This is a genomic window from Vibrio methylphosphonaticus (assembly GCF_023634655.1).
Taxonomy (GTDB): Bacteria; Pseudomonadota; Gammaproteobacteria; order Enterobacterales; family Vibrionaceae; genus Vibrio; species Vibrio methylphosphonaticus.
In genome coordinates this window covers 1-22,032 of record NZ_JAMKMS010000036.1, presented here as the reverse complement: position 1 = coordinate 22,032, position 22,032 = coordinate 1, and the positions used below count along the sequence as shown (strand labels likewise).

The following is a 22,032-nucleotide window of genomic DNA, read 5'->3' as shown; positions in this document are numbered from 1 at the left end:
ACGAAGCACTAGTAAAAAGGGCATCATTTGATGCCCTTTTTATGCGCTACTATTTATAGAGGCGCAATATTCGCCAATTTGGTGAATAATTAAAGGATTTTTAAGGCTGAGGATGTGTTTAAACACTTGCTGAGCTTTTTGTAGGGTGTTGGTTTGACTCATATTTCACCAGCACAAAGGAATAAGCCCTGCAGCAGCGGGGTTGTTGTCGTCTAATAAAGACTTGTCACAGGTTGGTTTTATGAAAGCAAATGCTGAAGCTCCTGAAAGCTCAAACGCAGCAGATATAATGAAGTGGATTGTCGCTTTCGCTCTGTTGGCCGCCGCTGTTGTGGGTAATTACCTGTATGGAGAGCTTTCAGTAGTAATCCGTGCTGCAGGTGTCGTTGTATTGATTGCAGTAGCACTTGGTGTTGCCGCTACAACAACAAAAGGTAAAGCTGCGATTTTGTTTGCTCGTGAAGCGCGAGTAGAAGTGCGCAAAGTGGTATGGCCGACGCGCCAAGAAACGACGCAAACTACGTTAATCGTCCTAGCAGTAAGTGTTGTAATGGCACTGGCGCTATGGGGTATTGACGGCATTATGGTTCGCCTAGTGGCTTTAGTAACCGGGATATAGAGGGTCTTAATTCATGAGTGAAGCTCCGAAAAAACGCTGGTACGTTGTTCAAGCCTTCTCAGGTTTTGAAGGACGTGTGGCTCAGTCTCTTCGCGAACATATTAAAATGCACGCGATGGAAGACTACTTTGGCGAAGTGCTAGTACCAACTGAAGAAGTTGTGGAAATCCGCGCTGGTCAACGTCGTAAAAGTGAGCGTAAGTTCTTCCCAGGCTATGTTCTTGTTCAGATGTTGATGAACGATGAATCTTGGCACTTAGTGCGCAGTGTGCCACGTGTCATGGGCTTCATTGGTGGAACCTCTGACCGTCCTGCACCTATCACAGATAAAGAAGCGGATGCTATTCTTAACCGTCTAGAGAAAGCAAGTGAAGCACCTCGTCCAAGAACGATGTTTGAAGCAGGTGAAGTGGTACGTGTGAACGATGGTCCATTCGCAGACTTCAACGGTACCGTTGAAGAAGTGGATTACGACAAGAGCCGCATTAAAGTGTCTGTATCGATCTTTGGTCGTGCAACACCGGTTGAGCTCGAGTTTGGTCAAGTTGAAAAACTTGATTAAAAAAACACCTTTTTAGGGTTGTTTAAGGCGCGAATTATGATTATAATTTCGCGCCTTTTTGTAGGTATTACTGCAAAAAGTATTTATTGCAAACTGGGGAGCTGATCGAATGGTTAGCGTTTGAACCCAAATATTAGGAAATATCATGGCTAAGAAAGTTGAAGCTTATATCAAGTTGCAAGTTGCAGCAGGTATGGCGAACCCTAGTCCACCGGTTGGTCCTGCTCTAGGTCAACACGGTGTGAACATCATGGAATTCTGTAAAGCGTTTAACGCAAAAACAGAATCTGTTGAGAAAGGTCTACCGACTCCAGTAGTTATCACTGTTTACAGTGACCGTTCTTTCACGTTCGTAACAAAAACTCCACCTGCTGCTGTTCTTCTTAAGAAAGCTGCTGGCGTTAAGTCTGGCTCTGGCCGTCCTAACACTGAAAAAGTGGGTACTGTTACTGATGCTCAAATCCAAGAAATCGCAGAAACTAAAGCTGCTGATATGACTGGTGCTGATATTGAAGCGATGAAACGTTCTATTGCGGGTACTGCTCGTTCAATGGGCCTAGTGGTAGAGGGTTAAGAACATGGCAAAACTTACTAAGCGTATGCGCGTAATCCGCGACAAAGTTGAAGTAACTAAAGAATACGACATCAACGAAGCTGTAGCTCTTCTTAAAGAACTAGCAACAGCTAAATTCGTAGAGTCTGTAGACGTTGCTGTTAACCTAGGCATCGATGCTCGTAAATCTGACCAGAACGTACGTGGTGCAACTGTACTTCCGCACGGTACTGGCCGCGAAATCCGCGTAGCAGTGTTCACTCAAGGTGCAAACGCTGAAGCCGCTAAAGCAGCTGGCGCAGACATCGTTGGTATGGAAGATCTTGCTGAGCAAGTGAAGAAGGGCGAAATGAACTTCGACGTAGTTGTTGCTTCTCCAGATGCAATGCGCGTTGTTGGTCAACTAGGTACTATCCTAGGTCCACGCGGCCTTATGCCAAACCCTAAAGTTGGTACTGTAACACCTAACGTTGCTGAAGCGGTTAAGAACGCTAAAGCTGGTCAGGTTCGTTACCGTAACGACAAAAACGGCATCATCCACACTACAATCGGTAAAGTATCTTTCGAAGCAAACCAGCTTCAAGAGAACCTAGAGACTCTTCTAGTTGCTCTTAAGAAAGCTAAGCCGTCTTCAGCGAAAGGTGTTTTCCTGAAGAAAGTGAGCATCTCTACTACTATGGGTGCTGGCGTTACTGTGGATCAGGGTACCCTGAACACTCAAGCTTAATAGCCTAATCGCTTAAAAGCTTGCATAGGCGTAAAAATTATGTATAATTTTGCGCCTATCAAAATTTGTGGTTGAGGCTGATAATTCACTTGTGGAATGTCAGTCTCCGTCCAAGACCGTAGGCGTTCATTTTTCGATTTGAACTTAATTAAACCTACGTAGACGGTGCCCGACTTAAAGCGGGTTGATTTTTCGAAATCAATTGGCTTATGGGAATGCACCGTATTAGCTCTCGGTATCATTATGATGCTGAGTGGTGTAATAACAACCAGGAGTAAATCCCAAATGGCTTTAAACCTTCAAGACAAAAAAGCAATTGTTGCTGAAGTCAACGAAGCAGCCAGTGGTGCACTTTCTGCAGTTGTAGCTGACTCTCGTGGCGTTACTGTTGGCGCGATGACTTCTCTACGTAAACAAGCGCGTGAAGCGGGTGTTTACATGAGAGTTGTTCGTAACACACTAGCACGCCGTGCGGTAGAAGGTACTGAGTATGAGTGTCTACAAGACACATTTACTGGTCCTAGCCTACTTGCGTTCTCTAACGAGCACCCTGGTGCTGCAGCGCGTCTTTTCAAAGACTTCGCTAAAGAGAACAAAACATTCGAGATCAAAGCTGCTGCATTTGAAGGCGCGGTTACTGATGCTGATGTACTAGCGACACTACCAACTTACGACGAAGCAATCGCACGCCTAATGATGTGCATGAAAGAAGCTTCTGCTGGCAAGCTGGTTCGTACTATCGCTGCTGTTCGCGACCAAAAAGAAGAAGCTGCGGCTTAAGCCTTGCTTTTTACTGGTTGCTAAATAAACTTATTGTTGACTTAAAAGAGAATTGTTATGTCTATTACTAACGAGCAAATCCTAGACGCAGTTGCAGAAATGTCTGTAATGCAAGTTGTTGAGCTTATCGAAGCTATGGAAGAGAAATTCGGTGTTACTGCTGCTGCTGCAGTTGTAGCTGGTGGCGCAGCTGGCGGCGACGCTGCTGCTGAGCAAACTGAATTCGACGTAGTTCTAACTGCTGTTGGCGCAAACAAAGTACAAGTTATCAAAGCTGTACGTGGCGCAACTGGCCTAGGTCTTAAAGAAGCTAAAGCTCTTGTAGACGGCGCTCCTGCACCTCTTAAAGAAGGCGTAGAGAAAGCTGAAGCAGAAGCACTTAAAGCGACTCTAGAAGAAGCTGGTGCTACTGTTGAAGTTAAGTAATTATTACTTAGCTTCATAGCCGAAAGGCTAATGGCTGGTGGTTTTTTAACCACCGGCCTTTTTGCGCTGTAGGGCGTAGGTGAATTTTCCCGCTGTTTAAGCACCTATGTACCATGCAAAAAACGTTGCTCGACGCTTGAGTTAACGTCACTACAGTAAACAGTTGTTAGTCACTGTCCCATTACCCACCTTAAGTAACTAGGTTTGGGCGGACAGTTTGGGTCACTTATCAGCGAGCTGAGGAACCCCATGGTTTACTCTTATACCGAGAAAAAGCGCATCCGTAAGGACTTTGGTACTCGTCCACAAGTTTTGGACATTCCATACCTGCTATCGATCCAGCTTGATTCTTTCGACAAGTTTATCGAACAGGATCCTGAAGGACAATATGGACTTGAAGCTGCTTTTCGTTCTGTGTTTCCAATTCAGAGCTATAACGGCAATTCTGAGCTGCAATACGTTAGCTACCGTCTTGGCGAGCCAGTGTTTGATGTTAAAGAATGTCAAATTCGTGGCGTAACTTATTCAAAGCCACTACGCGTGAAATTACGCCTAGTTGTTTTTGATAAAGACGCACCAGCGGGTACTGTAAAAGATATTAAAGAACAAGAAGTCTACATGGGCGAAATTCCGCTTATGACAGACAATGGTACCTTCGTAATTAATGGTACCGAGAGGGTTATCGTATCCCAGCTGCACCGAAGCCCAGGCGTGTTCTTCGACAGCGATAAGGGTAAGACCCACTCTTCAGGTAAAGTTCTTTATAACGCACGTGTTATTCCTTACCGTGGTTCATGGCTCGACTTCGAGTTTGATCCTAAGGATAACTTGTACGTTCGAATCGACCGCCGTCGTAAACTACCTGCATCGATCATTCTTCGTGCACTAGGTAAAACGTCGGAAGAGATCCTCGATATCTTCTTCGATAAGATTAACTTCGAAGTAAAAGACCAAACTCTATTAATGGAGTTGGTACCGGAACGCCTACGTGGCGAAACCGCTTCTTTTGATATCGAAGCAAACGGCAAGACTTATGTTGAGACTGGCCGTCGCGTCACTGCGCGTCATATCCGTCAACTTGAAAAAGATGGCGTTGATTTCATTGAAGTACCGGTTGAATACATCGTCGGTAAAGTAGCGGCTAAAGACTACATCAATGAGGCGACAGGCGAGATCATTGTTGGTGCAAACCACGAGATCAGCTTGGAAGCATTAGCGAATCTTTCGCAGGCAGGCCACAAGCAACTAGAAGTTCTATTTACGAACGATCTAGACCACGGTCCGTTCATGTCAGACACGTTGCGTGTAGACAGCACGGTAGACCGCATCTCTGCATTGGTAGAAATCTACCGCATGATGCGCCCGGGTGAGCCACCAACGAAAGAAGCAGCAGAATCACTGTTCCAAAGCCTATTCTTTGCTGAAGAGCGTTATGACTTATCGACTGTTGGTCGTATGAAGTTTAACAGCTCTATCATGCGTGAAGACGCACTCGAGCAAGGCATTCTTGACGAAACCGATATCGTCGAAGTAATGAAGAAACTGATCGGCATTCGTAACGGCATTGGTGAAGTGGACGATATCGACCACCTTGGCAACCGTCGTATTCGTAGTGTTGGTGAGATGGCTGAAAACCAATTCCGTGTTGGTCTAGTTCGTGTAGAACGTGCAGTGAAAGAGCGCCTAAGCCTTGGTGACCTTGATGCAATCATGCCTCAAGACCTTATCAATGCTAAGCCGATCTCTGCAGCCGTAAAAGAATTCTTTGGCTCTTCACAACTGTCTCAGTTTATGGACCAAAACAACCCGTTATCAGAAGTGACGCACAAACGTCGTATCTCTGCTTTGGGTCCTGGTGGTCTTACTCGTGAGCGTGCTGGCTTTGAAGTACGTGACGTACACGTTACGCACTACGGTCGTCTATGTCCGATCGAAACGCCTGAAGGTCCAAACATCGGTTTGATCAACTCACTATCTGCGTTTGCACGTTGTAATGAGTACGGTTTCCTAGAAACGCCGTACCGTCGTGTTGTAGAAGGTGTTGTGACTGATGAAGTTGATTACTTGTCAGCTATTGAAGAAGGTCAATTTGTTATCGCACAGGCGAATGCCGCGTTAACCGAAGATAATAACTTTGCTGATGAACTGATTACAGCTCGTCAAAAAGGCGAATCTGGTCTTCACCCGCGTGACCATGTTAACTACATGGACGTTGCAACAAACCAAGTAGTATCTATCGCTGCTTCGCTTATCCCGTTCCTAGAACACGATGATGCGAACCGTGCATTGATGGGTGCGAACATGCAACGTCAAGCTGTTCCGACTTTGCGCGCTGATAAGCCGCTTGTTGGTACTGGTATTGAGCGTAACGTAGCCGTTGACTCGGGCGTTACAGCGGTAGCGAAACGTGGCGGTATGGTGCAGTCTGTTGACGCATCTCGTATCGTAGTTAAGGTTAATGAAGATGAGCTGATTCCTGGTGAAGCAGGCATCGACATTTACAACCTAACTAAGTACACGCGTTCGAACCAGAACACTTGTATTAACCAACGTCCAACGGTACTTCCTGGTGAGCCTGTTGCTCGCGGCGATGTATTGGCTGATGGTCCTTCAACGGATCTAGGTGAATTGGCACTTGGTCAAAACATGCGTATCGCGTTCATGCCTTGGAATGGTTATAACTTCGAAGACTCGATCTTAGTATCTGAGCGCGTAGTTCAAGAAGACCGTTTCACGACAATCCACATCCAAGAACTATCTTGTGTGGCTCGTGATACTAAGCTGGGCTCTGAAGAGATCACAGCGGATATTCCAAACGTAGGTGAATCTGCTCTGTCTAAACTAGACGAGTCAGGTATCGTTTACATCGGTGCTGAAGTTAAGGGTGGCGACATCCTAGTTGGTAAAGTAACCCCTAAAGGTGAAACTCAACTCACACCTGAAGAGAAGCTACTACGTGCTATCTTCGGTGAAAAAGCATCAGATGTTAAAGATACATCACTACGTGTACCAAACTCTGTTTCTGGTACCATCATTGACGTTCAAGTCTTTACTCGCGATGGCGTAGAAAAAGACAAACGTGCTCTAGAAATAGAGCAGATGCAGCTTAAAGAAGCGAAGAAAGATCTAACTGAAGAGTTCCAAATTCTTGAAGGTGGTCTACTAGCGCGTGTAAGAGCTGTACTTCTTCAAGGTGGTTACTCTGAAGAGAAGCTTGATACTATCGGTCGTAAGAGATGGCTAGAGCTAACGCTAGAAGATGACGCACTGCAAACTCAACTTGAGCAACTTGCAGAGCAAAACGACGAGCTAAAAGCGGACTTCGATAAGAAGTTTGAAACTAAGCGTCGTAAGATCACTCAAGGTGATGATCTAGCGCCTGGCGTTCTTAAGATTGTTAAAGTTTACCTAGCGGTTAAACGTCGTATCCAGCCTGGTGATAAGATGGCCGGTCGTCACGGTAACAAAGGTGTAATCTCTAAGATCAACCCTGTTGAAGACATGCCATATGATGGCAAAGGTCAGCCTGTTGACATCGTGCTTAACCCACTGGGTGTACCTTCGCGTATGAACATCGGTCAGATCCTAGAAGTTCACTTAGGTCTGGCGGCGAAAGGTATCGGTGACAAGATTAACCAGATGGTTAAAGAGCAACAAGAACTCGCGAAATTCCGTGAATTCTTGCAAAAAGTCTACGATCTAGGCGGTACTCGCCAGAACGTTGACATTGCTGAATTGTCCGACGACGAAGTTCGTACATTGGTGAAAAACCTACGTGGTGGTCTACCGATTGCGACACCAGTATTTGATGGTGCTACTGAAGGCTCTATCAAAGAACTATTGAAACTGGGTGACCTACCTGAATCAGGTCAGTTAACCTTGTTTGATGGTCGTACTGGTGACCAGTTTGAGCGTCCTGTAACCGTTGGTTACATGTACATGCTGAAACTGAACCACTTGGTTGACGACAAGATGCACGCTCGTTCTACTGGTTCGTACAGCCTTGTAACTCAGCAACCACTTGGTGGTAAAGCTCAGTTCGGTGGTCAGCGTTTCGGTGAGATGGAAGTATGGGCACTAGAAGCATACGGTGCTGCTTACACTCTACAAGAAATGCTAACGGTTAAGTCAGATGACGTTAACGGTCGTACGAAGATGTATAAGAACATCGTCGACGGCAACCACAGCATGGAACCTGGCATGCCAGAATCGTTCAACGTATTGTTGAAAGAGATCCGCTCGCTAGGTATCAACATCGAGCTAGAAGACGAATAATCCTTTATTAGGATTATCTGGTAGGAAGGTGCTCGCTCTATAGTTTAAGAGCGGGCCCCTTTTAACTCCTCACAGGAGCTGATTGTGAAAGACTTATTAAACTTTCTAAAAGCACAGCATAAGACCGAAGAATTTGATGCAATCAAAATCGGTCTATCTTCACCTGACATGATTCGTTCATGGTCTTTTGGTGAAGTTAAGAAACCAGAAACGATCAACTATCGTACGTTCAAGCCTGAGCGTGATGGTCTATTCTGTGCGCGTATTTTTGGTCCAGTTAAAGACTACGAATGTCTTTGTGGCAAATACAAGCGTTTGAAACACCGCGGTGTTATCTGTGAAAAGTGTGGCGTTGAAGTAACGCAAACTAAAGTTCGTCGTGACCGTATGGGCCACATCGAGCTTGCTTCACCTGTTGCTCACATCTGGTTCCTAAAATCACTGCCGTCTCGTATCGGTTTGTTGATGGATATCCCTCTACGTGATATCGAACGCGTACTGTACTTTGAAATGTACGTCGTGACAGAACCAGGCATGACTGATCTAGAAAAATCACAGATGCTTACTGAAGATGAGTATCTTGATCGCCTAGAAGAGTGGGGTGATGAGTTCACAGCTAAGATGGGTGCAGAAGCGATCAAAGATCTGCTGTCTACTATGGACATGCACGCAGAAGCGGAACAAATGCGCGAAGAGTTGGAAACCACTAACTCTGAAACTAAGCGTAAGAAAATCACTAAGCGCCTGAAGCTAGTTGAAGCCTTCATTCAATCGGGTAACAACCCTGAATGGATGATCTTGACTGTTCTTCCGGTTCTACCGCCAGATCTACGTCCTCTAGTTCCACTAGACGGCGGTCGCTTTGCGACATCTGATCTGAACGACCTTTACCGTCGTGTGATTAACCGTAACAACCGTTTGAAGCGTCTTCTAGAGCTAGCGGCTCCAGACATCATCGTACGTAACGAAAAGCGTATGTTGCAAGAGTCTGTTGATGCCCTTCTAGATAACGGTCGTCGCGGTCGTGCGATCACAGGTTCGAACAAGCGTCCTCTGAAATCTCTTGCTGATATGATCAAGGGTAAGCAAGGTCGTTTCCGTCAGAACCTTCTAGGTAAACGTGTAGACTACTCTGGCCGTTCTGTAATCACAGTAGGTCCATACCTTCGTCTGCACCAGTGTGGTCTTCCTAAGAAGATGGCACTAGAGCTATTTAAACCATTCATCTACAGCAAGCTAGAAACTCGTGGCATGGCGACGACAATCAAAGCAGCTAAGAAAATGGTAGAGCGCGAAGAAGCGATCGTTTGGGATATCCTAGACGAAGTAATCCGCGAACACCCAGTACTGCTTAACCGTGCACCTACACTTCACCGTCTAGGTATCCAAGCGTTTGAACCAGTACTAATCGAAGGTAAAGCGATTCAGCTTCACCCCCTAGTGTGTGCGGCCTATAACGCCGACTTCGATGGTGACCAAATGGCGGTTCACGTGCCTCTAACTTTAGAAGCACAGCTTGAAGCACGTACACTGATGATGTCGACGAATAACATTCTGTCTCCAGCATCAGGTGATCCGATCATCGTACCTTCTCAGGACGTTGTATTGGGTCTTTACTACATGACGCGTGACAAGATCAACGTTAAAGGTGAAGGTATGTACCTTGCCGGCCCTGAAGAGGCTGAGAAGGCATACCGTACTAAGAGCGCAGAGCTTCACGCTCGCGTAAAAGTACGTATCACTGAAACAGTGGTTGACGAAGATGGTAACAGCACAACAAGCACAGGCATGGTAGATACTACTGTTGGTCGTGCAATGTTGTGGCAAATCGTACCAACGGGTCTTCCATACAGCTTGGTAAACCAAAAGCTAGGTAAGAAGCAAATCTCTAACCTACTGAATGAGTGTTACCGTAAGCTAGGTCTTAAAGACACCGTAATTTTTGCTGACCAAATCATGTACGCTGGTTTCGCTTACGCGGCACTATCAGGCGTTTCAGTTGGTATCGATGACATGGTTGTACCTCAAGCGAAGTACGACGAAATCGAATCAGCAGAAGAAGAAGTTCGCGAAATTCAAGATCAGTTCCAATCTGGTCTAGTAACCGCGGGTGAGCGCTACAACAAAGTGATCGATATTTGGGCTTCGACCAATGATCGCGTAGCGAAAGCGATGATGGACAACCTTTCATCAGAAACGGTTATTAACCGTGACGGTGAAGAAGAGCAACAAGAGTCGTTTAACAGCATCTACATGATGGCTGACTCGGGCGCTCGTGGTTCTGCTGCTCAGATTCGTCAGCTTGCTGGTATGCGTGGTCTGATGGCTCGTCCAGATGGTTCAATCATCGAGACGCCAATCACCGCGAACTTTAAAGAAGGTCTAAACGTCCTTCAGTACTTTATCTCAACGCACGGTGCTCGTAAGGGTCTTGCGGATACAGCACTGAAAACAGCAAACTCGGGTTACCTAACTCGTCGTCTAGTAGACGTTGCTCAAGACGTTGTAGTACACGAACATGACTGTGGCACCCATGAAGGTGTTGACATGATGCCTCATATCGAAGGTGGTGACGTTAAAGTTGCACTTTCTGAGTTGGCTCTTGGTCGTGTTGTTGCTGAAGACGTTCTTAAGCCGGGTACTGAAGATGTTCTGATTCCACGTAATACTCTGATTGATGAGAAGTGGTGTCAAATCATGGAAGATAACTCTGTAGACCGCATGAAAGTGCGCTCAGTCGTTACCTGTGATGCAGACTTCGGTTGTTGTGCACAGTGTTATGGTCGTGACCTAGCACGTGGTCACCTAGTGAACCAAGGCGAAGCAGTTGGCGTTATTGCTGCTCAGTCTATCGGTGAGCCGGGTACACAGCTAACGATGCGTACGTTCCACATCGGTGGTGCAGCATCTACAGCGGCAGCAGAAAACAGCATCCAAGCGAAGACAACGGGTACCGTTAAACTTCATAACGCTAAGTTTGTTATCAACAAAGATAAGAAACTGGTTATCACTTCTCGTGCATCTGAGATGACGATTATTGATGAGTTTGGCCGTACTAAAGAGAAGCACAAACTTCCTTACGGTTCGATCCTAAGCAAAGCAGACAACGACGCAGTACAAGCTGGTGACGTTGTGGCTAACTGGGAAGCGCACACACTGCCAATCATCACTGAAGTGGCAGGTCGCATCCAGTTTGTTGACATGATCGACGGCGTGACGGTTTCTCGTCAAACAGATGACCTAACGGGTCTATCTTCAAGTGAAGTTACTGAACCAGCTGCTCGTCCAGCTGCAGGTAAAGATATGCGTCCAGCTATCAAACTTGTAGATGAGCAAGGTAAAGACGTAATGATCGCCGGCACTGATATGCCAGCACTTTACTTCCTACCTGGTAAAGCGATCGTTAACATTGAAGATGGCGCAGAAGTTGGCGTTGGTGACACGTTATCTCGTATTCCTCAGAAATCTGGCGGAAACCGAGACATCACCGGTGGTCTACCTCGCGTAGCGGATCTATTTGAAGCTCGTAAGCCTAAAGAGCCAGCAATTCTTGCTGAGCACTCTGGTATGGTTTCATTTGGTAAAGAGACGAAGGGTAAACGTCGTCTAGTTATCACTCGCGATGGCGGTGATAATTACGAAGAGATGATTCCTAAGCATCGTCAGTTGAACGTGTTCGAAGGTGAACGTGTTGAACGTGGTGACGTTATTGCTGATGGTCCAGAAACTCCACATGACATTCTACGTCTACGTGGCATTCACGCTGTGACTCAATACATCGCGAACGAAGTTCAAGAAGTATACCGTCTACAAGGCGTTAAGATTAACGATAAGCACATTGAGACTATCGTTCGTCAAATGCTACGTAAATGTACAATCACTCATGCTGGTGACTCTGAGTTCTTACCTGGTGAGCAAGTTGAATACCACAACGTTAAGATTGCTAACCGCGCTCTAGAAGCGGAAGGTAAAGAACTAGTACGTTTCGAACGTGACCTACTAGGTATTACCAAAGCCTCTCTTGCAACTGAGTCATTTATCTCAGCGGCATCGTTCCAAGAGACAACACGTGTACTAACAGAAGCTGCGGTTTCTGGTAAGCGTGATGATCTTCGTGGTCTGAAAGAGAACGTAATTGTTGGTCGTTTGATTCCAGCAGGTACAGGTTTTGCGTATCACCAAGACCGTCAAGCTAAGCGTAACGAAGTACAAGAAGGCCCGTCAGCTGAACAAGCAACGGATAACCTAGCTGCACTTCTAAATGCAGGCTTCTCTTCTGACGAGTAATCGTTGCTAGAGAGATAAAAAAAGGCGCCGAAAGGCGCCTTTTTTGTATTTGTTTGCTTATGATTTTTGTATTTGTTTGCTTATGAAGTGAAGACTAAAAACAACGTTATCCCCTTGAAAAAGGGGGATCTCTAATACGCGTGTCTTGGTTAATTGAAACGCAGTAAGTGAGTCACATGCGAAGGAAGGTCCTCACTTTCGTGAGGATGACGCCGGTGTACCTTCTGGTATAAGTGCTGGTAACTATTATGCCCCAGGCGGAATCGCTAAACTGTCGGCAATTAGCTGTATCAGTCGGTCTTCTACTTCAAAACGCAGCTCTAAAATCTCGCCCACTTTTGACATGTCTGGTTCAAAACCCGGCAAATCATTGTCTTGTGAAAGCCCGACATATTTATCGTTGAATTCAAGTAGCGGCTCAGTGGTGAGAACGATTTTAGCGTACGCCCCATCAATTTCTTCATTGGTCTTAAAGCCTGTCGCTTTCCACTTGTCCATCACCATGTCATAGATCTTGAAATGACCTTCAGAAATATAATCGACTAAATGATCGCAGAATGAGCCAATATCGGATGGAGTAGGGAGTTCAATCACGTTGGATTGAGAAGAAGCAGGTTGTAATGCAGCGAGCTTACAGTATTCAACGATAAGCGCTTGTCGTGTTTCTAGCCAATGATCGATGACTTCACTTGAGCCACCCCATTGTTCTTGTGCGTTTTTGAATTTATTTAACATGACCATGTCCTCATGATCGGGCTGGAGATTAACAGCCACAAGCGTTTTAGATAACCACAAGCTTTAAATAACTGAGGTTAGCGAGAAATCATTTCTCTGATACCAGAATTAGGATTTATAGTTTTCCAGCTGGTATGATTTTAGATTGCCAGTAAAATGGATGAACTGCAAGCGCTGAGGATTCAAGATGTTAAAAAAAAGTGACGGTATTATTAGTCCAGCCTATTGGTGTGTCGTTGCGGGAAGTGAACTTTGGCTTCTTGACGGTGAGCTTCCTTTTGGCTCGGCCGCCGAATTTTCATTACCAGCGTCACTGGCGATTAAAGTCGGGGAATATGAAGGCGTCCCACTAATGTGGATCAATGATGCGGAGCTGGACGATAGACGCGCTCTCACTTCCTTACGCGAGTTGTTGCATCTGCCTGACTCATTGTTTTGCTTAGTTTCGAAAGCGGTTCAGTATGGGCATATGACTCAGACAATGCGCTTTTGTCCGCAGTGTGGCGGACGGGCGCACTTAAATCACAATCAGCTGGCAATGCAGTGCCAAGATTGCCGCACGTTACACTACCCACGTATTTTCCCTTGTATTATCGTCGCCGTGCGTAAAGGCGACGAAATATTACTTGCGCAGCACCAGCGGCATGCGGGCGGTATGTATACCGTGATAGCAGGTTTTCTTGAGGTTGGAGAAACGTTGGAAACCTGCGTTGCTCGTGAAATTTTCGAAGAAACGGGGATTAAGGTGAACAACATACGCTACGTTGGGAGCCAACCTTGGGCGTTTCCGAGTAGCATGATGATGGCATTTTTAGCTGACTATGAAAGTGGTGACGTGAAACCGGATTATCGCGAGTTAAAAGATGCACAGTGGTTTGATACGACAACACTGCCACTGGTCGCCCCTAAAGGCACGATTGCTAGGGCACTCATTGAAGAAACGGTGACTCAAGTTAGCATTGATAAAAATACGGCGAGAAAATAGATAAAAAAAACCCTCCGCAAGCGGAGGGGGTAAGTAAGATGTCGTTATGAGATGCTGAGTATTACCTCAGTATATTATTGTAATTTTCGCTAGCAGCTTGATTTTTAACACTGCGTATAGGTGGTTGCAAATACGCAGTCCGTTTAGATGTTAATAATATGATCCAGCCTGCAAAGTGTTGTCTTTTTGAGCGATAGCGCACATGAGTAGACGACACTCAAATTTTGGTAAAAGAAATGTTGTCTATGGCTGCCAACCGTCAATGATTAGCGTTAAACTATGGCCTTTCGAATTGGAGAAAAATGAATGACGGAACTGAAGAACGATCGCTACCTTAGAGCGCTACGAAAAGAGCCAGTAGACCACACCCCTGTATGGATGATGCGTCAAGCTGGTCGTTACCTACCAGAATATCGTGCAACACGCGGCGTGGCGGGTGACTTTATGTCGCTGTGTAAAAATGCTGAACTGGCTTCTGAGGTGACCCTTCAACCGCTTCGTCGTTTTCCTCTTGATGCGGCTATTTTATTTTCCGACATTCTGACCATCCCCGATGCGATGGGCCTAGGTCTTTACTTTGAAACGGGTGAGGGACCTAAATTTGAACGTCCAATCACTTGTAAAGCCGATGTCGATAAAATCGGTTTGCCGGATCCAGAAGGTGAACTGCAATACGTTATGAACGCTGTTCGTCAGATTCGCAAGGATTTAAAAGGTGAAGTCCCTCTGATTGGCTTCTCTGGTAGTCCTTGGACTCTGGCAACCTACATGGTAGAAGGTGGCAGCTCAAAAGCTTTTACTAAAATCAAAAAAATGATGTATGCAGAGCCGCAAACATTGCACTTACTGCTCGATAAATTGGCTGACAGTGTCATTGAATACTTGAACGCACAGATTAAAGCTGGCGCGCAATCCGTCATGGTATTTGATACTTGGGGTGGCGTATTGACACCGCGAGATTACAATTTGTTCTCATTGCAGTACATGCACAAGATTGTTGATGGCTTAATTCGTGAAAACGAAGGTCGTCGTGTTCCCGTTACGCTATTCACTAAAAATGGCGGAATGTGGCTAGAACAAATCGCTGCAACCGGTTGCGATGCACTTGGCTTAGACTGGACGATCAATATCGCCGATGCTAAGAAACGAGTGGGTGATAAAGTCGCACTGCAAGGAAACATGGACCCTTCAATTCTATACGCACAGCCAGAACGTATTCGTGAAGAAGTCGCGACCATCCTTGAAGGCTTTGGTGACGATGGTACTGGGCATGTATTTAACCTTGGTCATGGTATTCACCTCGATGTTCCGCCAGAAAATGCCGGTGTCTTTGTCGACGCTGTTCACGAGCTATCAAAACCGTATCATAAGTAATCGGTAGTGAGCTTCCAGCGCGCTTGCTGGCCACGAAATGACAAACGCTCAGAGTTTTCTCTGGGCGTTTTTTTATGGATGAAAGGTCTTACAACTGAGAATTTTGCTTAAAGTGCAGGAACCTTACGGCAAATTAGCTACGCTTAATTGAGTGAGTGTGAACTATGGTGACGGTATGACGCGACAACTCCCCCTCTTTTTCTCCATTGTCCTATTGGTCGTATCAGGATGTGCGGCTGACGTAGCAACCGACTATGATGCCAACGCCAACTTTTCTTCGTTCAAAACCTATCAATATCAAGAAAACCCCGACGTTGCCGTAGGGCTTGATGCTGCGCGCATCAAAAAAGCGGTGGATAACGAGCTAGCAATCAAAGGCTTGCAACAAGTGGAAAACAACAGTGATGTGTTAGTGCGTTACCGTATTTTAGAAGGTACTGAGCTGCAAAGCAGTGGCCCTACCTTTGGGTTTGGTGTTGGTGGTGGAAGTTATGGTGGCGGCGGTTATGGGGTTGGGGTACGAACGCCAGAACGAATTAAAGAAAAGAAATTTGGCAAATTGAATGTGGAGCTTATTGAAGCTGAAAGCAATGAAGTGGTGTGGAGTTCGGTGTCGCAAAGACAGCTCACCGAAACCATGGAGCCTGCGGATAGAGATGTGTTTGTGCAAGAGCAAGTGCATAAGATGTTTGAGGAGTATCCGAGGTAAGAGCGGATAAGAGCGGCTCTATGGTCCTGTGGCCCTATGGGGGACAACTAATTATGGTGTTTAATTAATTGATTTGTCGTGCTTTATAGGCTTTTGTGAACCATAGAACCATAGAACCATAGAACCATAGAACCATAGAACCACTAATACCCTTTATCAAAATCCACTAAATTCTGTAGCTGGAAGCCATCTCGCCAGCGCAAATAATTCTCTGCAAAGATATCAACGACTTGTTCTGGAAAGCTCAGTGCGGCGATGTGTGGTGTAACCGTCACTTGGCTGTGGTGCCAGTATGGGCACTCTTGCGATATGGGCTCATTAATGAAGACATCTAAAAAGGCGTGGTCAATACGACCTGCTTCCAGTGCGTGGAGCAGTGATGGGGTATCGACAGTCGCGCCACGACCAACATTAAAAAATAAAATACCACGGCAATGAGCAAAAAGATCATCATTGAATAAGCCATGTGTGTCAGGAGTGTTTGGCAAAGTGGATACGATAATGTCCACAGAGGCGAGCAGCGTACTCACCTCATTGATGTGGTACGTTTCTGCAAATGCAGACTGTCTTGGCGGAATGCCCGTGCGATTAATACCAATTGGGACAATCCCTAACGCCTTCACCACATTGGCAAGGTGGCTGCCAATTGCCCCAGTACCAAAAATTGCCATACGCTTACCATTTAAGGACTGATAGTGATGCTGTTGCCAGTCTCTATTGGTTTGCTGCTGCTTATATAAGGCAAAGTGGCGATAGTGATTAATGGTATGGCCTAGAACGTATTCACTGATTTGCTGACCAAATATGCCTTTAACATTGGTGAGCTGAAAACGTGGCATGCTCGCGTTCGTTAACAAGGCATCGACACCCGCATAAGTGGACTGAATCCACCTTACGTCAGGGTAGCAATCTAGGGTGCCTGCTAATTGGGGTGGAGCAGCTAAAATAATCGAAGCAGACTGACCTTCACCGCAAATCTCCAAATCAGGCAATTGTCGCTGTTTAAGCAGCGACAAGTATTTGTCATTGTCTTCGGTAACAAGCGCTAAGGTGTGCTTTTGCATCGTCATTACTGGCTATTCCTCATCCGTGGGGTTACACTTTCGCTGTCTTTATCTACCACAGCAGAGCGACCATGTTAAAGAACCCTATTCAGGTACGTATCGAAAAATTTGAGCCTTGGCAGCATATCACTTTTATGACCAGTTTGTGCGAGCGCATGTATCCAAACTTTGCGATGTTTTGCGAAAACACACAGTTTGCCGAAGCGCGAATATACCGAGATATCTTGGATAGCGTATGGGAATTGTTGACCGTGAAAACGGCAAAAATCAATTTTGAAAAACAGCTAGAAAAGCTAGAAGAAATCATTCCTAGTTCTGAAGATTTTGATTTTTATGGCGTGTATCCGGCAATCGACGCATGCGTGGCCCTATCGACATTACTGCATGGTTTACTCGACAGAGATTATCTCTTAGAGTCATCGCTGAAAATCAGCCAGCAATCGGTAATGACCGTTGCTCAGCTTGAAGAAATGCAGCAAGAGATTGAAATCACCAACGACAATCAAAAAGACAACGAAGCCGTCTGTGAAGAATGGGACGTACAATGGTCCATCTATCGCCCACTGCGTGAGTGTACTGAACGTGATGTCGAGCTGATCAAAGAACTGCGTCTTGAGCTCAAAGAGCAGGGCGTGAGCAACATTGGTATTGCGCTATAATCGTACTTATCAATGCTGTGGAGTACCTCTGCAGCATTGATGGGCACTTGCTTCTATCATCGCCTCTTAGCTAAATGCTAACCGATCTCTGTTTCTAATATCAAAGCGCCGAATTCATTCATCATTCAGTTACCTGCTGTCAGGTTGGGTGTAGCGGATGGCATTAATAAACCACTCTTTTGTCCCTTCTGGCGTTTCCACAGCAAAGTCATCATCGACTTCTTTTTTGAGCAGCGCTCGAGCCATCGGCGAATCAATCGAAATATAACCCTTCGCGTCACCATAGATTTCTTCAGGGCCGACAATTCGAAACAACTTGGTGTCGCCTGCCTCATTTTCTATTTCTATCCAAGCGCCAAAAAACACTTTACCCTCTTGTTGAGGTGAATAGTCGACAATGGTGACATCCGGTAAATACTTACGTAAAAATCGCACACGACGGTCTATTTGTCGTAGTAGCCGCTTATTAAAGGTGTAATCAGCATTCTCTGAGCGATCACCTAAGCTGGCTGCCCACGTTACAATCTTGGTGACTTCAGGCCGTCTCTCATGCCAAAGGTAATCGTGTTCCGCTTTTAGCTTATTGTAGCCCTCGCGGGTAATGAGTTTGGTTTTCATCTTAAGTCATGTTCAAAATAACAGAGTAGCTAGTGTGCCATGAAATGAAAAAACCTCAATCTATGCTATACAAGAACGGTTTTCTCGGCATTGAATTCGTTAGCGACGCGCTTCTCACGCTGAATCGTTTGATGGCGGCTTAGTAAAGAGACAATGCGACCATCGGAAAATAGCTGCTTAAAGAAAGGATTGCTATTTAGTGTATCCACATTGCATTCAAATACCGTTACACCGCCATGGTGATATTTTACCGGGATATAAATGTCGGAAAGCATCGTCGTAGCCAAGGGGGAATAGGTCGCAACTAACAGCGTTTTGCCTTTGTAGAGTTGGCAGATGTAGTTGTGCACCTCGTGATAGCAAGGTTTATCAATGGCAAGGTAATTCAATAAACACTCTTGACCAAACTCATTAGTACCGAAGATAGCATGACCAAAAATACTTTGATTGTGCATGACCATCACAACACGAATATCCTCAACTCCGAGGCGGCTTATTAAGGTTGATAACGTAACGTCTCGGTATGTATCGTGGGCGAGAGTAATTTGCTGACGATAATCCTCTGGCAGCTCTTCCCATTTGTAATGTTTAAATGCATCGATGGGGTATGAATAAATAGGATCATGACCAACAAAAACATCATCGTATTTGTCGACACTTTGAATGATACGTTGTTCGTCAGGTTGAAATTGGTAAGGTTGAGAGAAATAAATCGCCACCCCAATACGACGCATGAGTGATGGCTGGCCATTGCCATGTTCCCACTTACTCAGCATCGGCTGATTAATACCTTGGAAGGAGTTATGTGACAAACTTAGCGCTTCCACGAGCTCGAGTTGCGACATGCCGTGAAAGTTACGCCAGTATTTAAGTGCTTCAGCAAAATTAATTTTATTGAATTGATGATCGTTACCTTGGTTCAAATCCTTTTCCCTTTATTGATAGTCTGACCTACCTCTAGTTTACTTGCAGAAAGTAGCCGTGAACTTTATCGTTTCACAATTGCGCGTTTCTAAGTGTTACAAAGGGTTAGTTGAAGAAACTGAGTTTACGACGATGTTAATCAGGTTTCTGAGTTCGTTTATGCGGTAACACAAAAAAAACAAGTCGAATAAGCATGGCTTTGTGACAGGAGTAGCAATCATGAGCCATAATTCATAAACGTTAACAATTCTGTGCGCAAATTTTGCCCACGAAATGTTACATTTACCTTTGATATTGATGCCACATCTCGTAGGCATGGATATGGTGATAGCTTTATTTAGTGGTGGAATCAAATATGCAAGAAAATCACAAGATTTTAGTTGTTGATGACGATGCGCGTTTGCGTGCGTTGTTAGAGCGTTACTTATCAGAGCAAGGATTCCAAGTACGCAGTGTTGCTAACAGTGAGCAGATGGACCGCCTGTTAACCCGTGAAAACTTTCATCTAATGGTATTGGATTTAATGCTACCAGGTGAAGATGGCTTGTCGATTTGTCGTCGTTTACGTAATGCCAACAATATGTTGCCTATTTTGATGCTGACAGCGAAGGGCGATGAAGTTGATCGTATCGTTGGGCTAGAAGTTGGAGCCGATGACTACCTACCAAAACCGTTTAATCCGCGTGAATTGTTAGCGCGAATCAAAGCGGTATTGCGTCGTCAAACAATAGAAGCACCAGGTGCACCAAGCCAAGAAGAGTCTTTGGTGGAGTTTGGTGAATTTCGTTTGAATTTAGGCACACGAGAAATGTTCCGTGGTGATGAGGCTATGCCTTTAACCTCAGGAGAATTCGCGGTACTTAAAGCATTAGTGACCAACGCTCGTGAGCCAATGTCGCGTGACAAGTTGATGAATATGGCTCGTGGTCGTGAATACTCGGCGATGGAACGATCCATTGATGTACAGATTTCCCGCTTGCGTCGCATGTTAGAAGTGGACCCAAGTAAACCTCGTTATATCCAAACCGTATGGGGATTGGGTTATGTGTTCGTACCTGATGGTAAAGAAGCATAACGAGAAATAACGCTAAGGCTCTGGATGAATTCAGAGCCTTTTGTTTATTATAAGCTTCAACTTTTCACTTTCATGCCCCCAAAGGAAGTTCTATGCGATTTCGCAGCTCATTCACGCAATCCATTCTATTGTTTTTTTCTCTGTTGGTGGCGAGCCAAGTTTTTTCTTATTACGCCGTCTATAACTATGCCTTGGTGCCAAGTTTGCAGCAGTTTAATAAGATCCTTGCCCATGAGTTGATTTTTATCTTGGAGGGTCAAGAGGCGGTAGGGGAAGAACTAGAGATGGATGCGCCATTAAGGCGCCGCGTATTGGAGCAACTGGGCGTAACCATTCACGCTAAAGATAGCGCGATGGCAAATGAATTCCATAACGCGATGTCTATCGACTTGATGAGTGAGGAAATGAGTGACGAATTAAATTCACCAACAGAAGTGAGGCTTATCCTAGGGTCGGAAAGTTATATTCTTTGGATGCAGATCGATGCACTGCCCAATTCACTGATTCGTATTCCTTTATCTGAATTGCAAGAAGAAGACTTTGCGCCATTGTTCAGAAACAGCCTTATCATGGCTATCTTAGTGGTGATGGGAGGTTGGTTATTTATTCGTTTGCAAAATCGACCATTAATGGCGTTAGAACATGCGGCCAAGTTAGTAGGGAAAGGCGAGATCCCGCCGCCACTGCCTGAAAAAGGCGCGTCTGAGATCCGCTCAGTGACCAGAGCATTTAATCAGATGGCCAAGGGCATTCAAGAGCTGGAAGAAGATAGAACCTTATTGATGGCGGGTATTAGTCATGACATCCGTACCCCCCTTACGCGCATTCGCCTTGCCACGGAAATGATGTCGCCTGAAGACAGCTATTTAGCAGAAGGCATTATTAGCGATACGGAAGAGTGTAATGAAATTATTGGTCAGTTTATGGATTACCTTAAACCAGTGAATACCCAAAGCTTTGAGGCACTCAGCTTAAATGATATTTCATCGGATATTGTCTCTTCAGAAGGGGGTTACGAAATCCAGATTGATTTTGAACCGATGGAAACGATCAAAGACATTAATGGCAGCCCGATAGCGATTAAGCGCGCGATCACCAATTTAGTGGTGAACTCGATTCGTTATGGTAACGGCTGGGTTAAGGTTAGTACTGGTATGACTGCCGATAAAAAGTTGGCATGGGTGTGTATTGAAGATAATGGCCCTGGTATTGAACCCGACCAAATCAGTCGCCTTTTTGAACCCTTTACTCGTGGTGATACGGCAAGAGGAAGTGAAGGTACTGGACTTGGCTTAGCCATTGTTAAGCGTATCATCGGTCAACATTATGGCACAGTGAGTATTTCAAATCGCAGTCAGGGCGGGCTCATGGCTCAAGTCAGTTTCCCTGTCGTGGGCAAGAATGGGTTGAGGTAGACTGCTTTCTGGTGGTTTAGAGCGTTTTCTTTAAATTCGCGAAGCAAATAGTAGACGCCATCCTCATAACAAGGTGTCAGAGTCATTTGACTCTGACACCTTGTTTACGTCCTTTAAGTGCGCGAAGTGCTGGAGAAGATCGCCTTATTCAAGGGGATGACGATGTTCTCTAACGGAATGATATCTATAAAAAGTAGGTGTCATCCTCACGAAAGTGAGGACCTCCTAAAGCGTGTGGCTTATCG

General features: G+C 45.4%; 18 protein-coding genes. 14 read left to right on the top strand and 4 right to left on the bottom strand.

What is annotated here, in order from left to right; translation table 11 throughout:
- The first annotated feature begins 241 nt into the window (after nt 1-241).
- The 8 genes from secE (at nt 242) to rpoC (ending at nt 12,229) form a co-directional block, all read left to right on the top strand.
- Entirely contained in the window at nt 242-619 is a 378-nt protein-coding gene (secE, locus tag M9196_RS22650; protein WP_250619768.1) for a preprotein translocase subunit SecE, read from the top strand.
- A 13-nt stretch (nt 620-632) separates the two neighbouring features.
- On the top strand, nt 633-1,181 hold the full coding sequence (gene nusG, locus M9196_RS22645) for a transcription termination/antitermination protein NusG (RefSeq protein ID WP_250619767.1): 549 nt from the start codon (nt 633-635) through the stop codon (nt 1,179-1,181).
- Nucleotides 1,182-1,326: 145 nt separating this feature from the next.
- The gene (rplK, locus tag M9196_RS22640) at nt 1,327-1,755 is read left to right on the top strand and encodes a 50S ribosomal protein L11 (protein WP_102471020.1); all 429 of its coding nucleotides are present in this window, start codon (nt 1,327-1,329) and stop codon (nt 1,753-1,755) included.
- A gap of 4 nt (nt 1,756-1,759) precedes the next feature.
- Entirely contained in the window at nt 1,760-2,461 is a 702-nt protein-coding gene (gene rplA / locus M9196_RS22635; RefSeq protein ID WP_250619766.1) for a 50S ribosomal protein L1, read from the top strand.
- Nucleotides 2,462-2,746: 285 nt separating this feature from the next.
- Complete coding sequence (rplJ, locus tag M9196_RS22630) at nt 2,747-3,241, top strand: 50S ribosomal protein L10 (RefSeq protein ID WP_017077558.1); 495 nt, start codon at nt 2,747-2,749, stop codon at nt 3,239-3,241.
- 57 nt (nt 3,242-3,298) lie between these two features.
- Nucleotides 3,299-3,667 carry a 50S ribosomal protein L7/L12 gene (gene rplL / locus M9196_RS22625; protein WP_250619765.1) on the top strand — a complete coding sequence of 123 codons (369 nt, stop codon included), beginning with the start codon at nt 3,299-3,301 and terminating at the stop codon, nt 3,665-3,667.
- A 249-nt stretch (nt 3,668-3,916) separates the two neighbouring features.
- A complete protein-coding gene (gene rpoB, locus M9196_RS22620; protein ID WP_250619764.1) occupies nt 3,917-7,942 on the top strand; it encodes a DNA-directed RNA polymerase subunit beta in 4,026 nt (1,341 codons plus the stop codon).
- A gap of 84 nt (nt 7,943-8,026) precedes the next feature.
- Nucleotides 8,027-12,229 (top strand): DNA-directed RNA polymerase subunit beta', encoded by a 4,203-nt coding sequence (gene rpoC, locus M9196_RS22615; RefSeq protein ID WP_250619763.1) that lies wholly within the window; start codon nt 8,027-8,029, stop codon nt 12,227-12,229.
- A 246-nt stretch (nt 12,230-12,475) separates the two neighbouring features.
- On the opposite strand, the gene rsd is transcribed toward rpoC, so the two are convergent.
- Complete coding sequence (gene rsd / locus M9196_RS22610) at nt 12,476-12,970, bottom strand: sigma D regulator (protein WP_250619769.1); 495 nt, start codon at nt 12,968-12,970, stop codon at nt 12,476-12,478.
- Between the two features lie 181 nt (nt 12,971-13,151).
- On the opposite strand from rsd, the gene nudC reads away from it, so the two are divergent.
- The 3 genes from nudC to M9196_RS22595 all read left to right on the top strand — a co-directional run bounded on the left by nudC (nt 13,152) and on the right by M9196_RS22595 (nt 16,032).
- Nucleotides 13,152-13,949, top strand: a complete 798-nt coding sequence (nudC, locus tag M9196_RS22605; RefSeq protein ID WP_250619762.1) for an NAD(+) diphosphatase — start codon at nt 13,152-13,154, stop codon at nt 13,947-13,949.
- A 306-nt stretch (nt 13,950-14,255) separates the two neighbouring features.
- A complete protein-coding gene (hemE, locus tag M9196_RS22600) occupies nt 14,256-15,323 on the top strand; it encodes a uroporphyrinogen decarboxylase (protein ID WP_250619761.1) in 1,068 nt (355 codons plus the stop codon).
- 175 nt (nt 15,324-15,498) lie between these two features.
- Nucleotides 15,499-16,032, top strand: a complete 534-nt coding sequence (locus tag M9196_RS22595) for a DUF4136 domain-containing protein (RefSeq protein ID WP_250619760.1) — start codon at nt 15,499-15,501, stop codon at nt 16,030-16,032.
- Nucleotides 16,033-16,175: 143 nt separating this feature from the next.
- On the opposite strand, the gene M9196_RS22590 is transcribed toward M9196_RS22595, so the two are convergent.
- Complete coding sequence (locus tag M9196_RS22590; protein WP_250619759.1) at nt 16,176-17,102, bottom strand: D-2-hydroxyacid dehydrogenase; 927 nt, start codon at nt 17,100-17,102, stop codon at nt 16,176-16,178.
- Nucleotides 17,103-17,167: 65 nt separating this feature from the next.
- Between M9196_RS22590 and M9196_RS22585 the strand changes: the two genes are divergently transcribed.
- Entirely contained in the window at nt 17,168-17,755 is a 588-nt protein-coding gene (locus tag M9196_RS22585; RefSeq protein WP_250619758.1) for a YjaG family protein, read from the top strand.
- Between the two features lie 129 nt (nt 17,756-17,884).
- Here M9196_RS22585 and greB read toward each other — a convergent pair whose 3' ends face one another.
- Together greB and M9196_RS22575 are read right to left on the bottom strand one after the other, a co-directional pair.
- Nucleotides 17,885-18,373, bottom strand: a complete 489-nt coding sequence (gene greB, locus M9196_RS22580; protein ID WP_250619757.1) for a transcription elongation factor GreB — start codon at nt 18,371-18,373, stop codon at nt 17,885-17,887.
- A gap of 65 nt (nt 18,374-18,438) precedes the next feature.
- Entirely contained in the window at nt 18,439-19,296 is an 858-nt protein-coding gene (locus tag M9196_RS22575) for a helix-turn-helix domain-containing protein (RefSeq protein ID WP_250619756.1), read from the bottom strand.
- A gap of 356 nt (nt 19,297-19,652) precedes the next feature.
- Between M9196_RS22575 and ompR the strand changes: the two genes are divergently transcribed.
- Both ompR and envZ read left to right on the top strand, forming a co-directional pair.
- Nucleotides 19,653-20,372 carry an osmolarity response regulator transcription factor OmpR gene (gene ompR / locus M9196_RS22570; protein WP_250619755.1) on the top strand — a complete coding sequence of 240 codons (720 nt, stop codon included), beginning with the start codon at nt 19,653-19,655 and terminating at the stop codon, nt 20,370-20,372.
- A gap of 92 nt (nt 20,373-20,464) precedes the next feature.
- A complete protein-coding gene (envZ, locus tag M9196_RS22565; RefSeq protein WP_250619754.1) occupies nt 20,465-21,787 on the top strand; it encodes a two-component system sensor histidine kinase EnvZ in 1,323 nt (440 codons plus the stop codon).
- Nucleotides 21,788-22,032 lie beyond the last annotated feature (245 nt).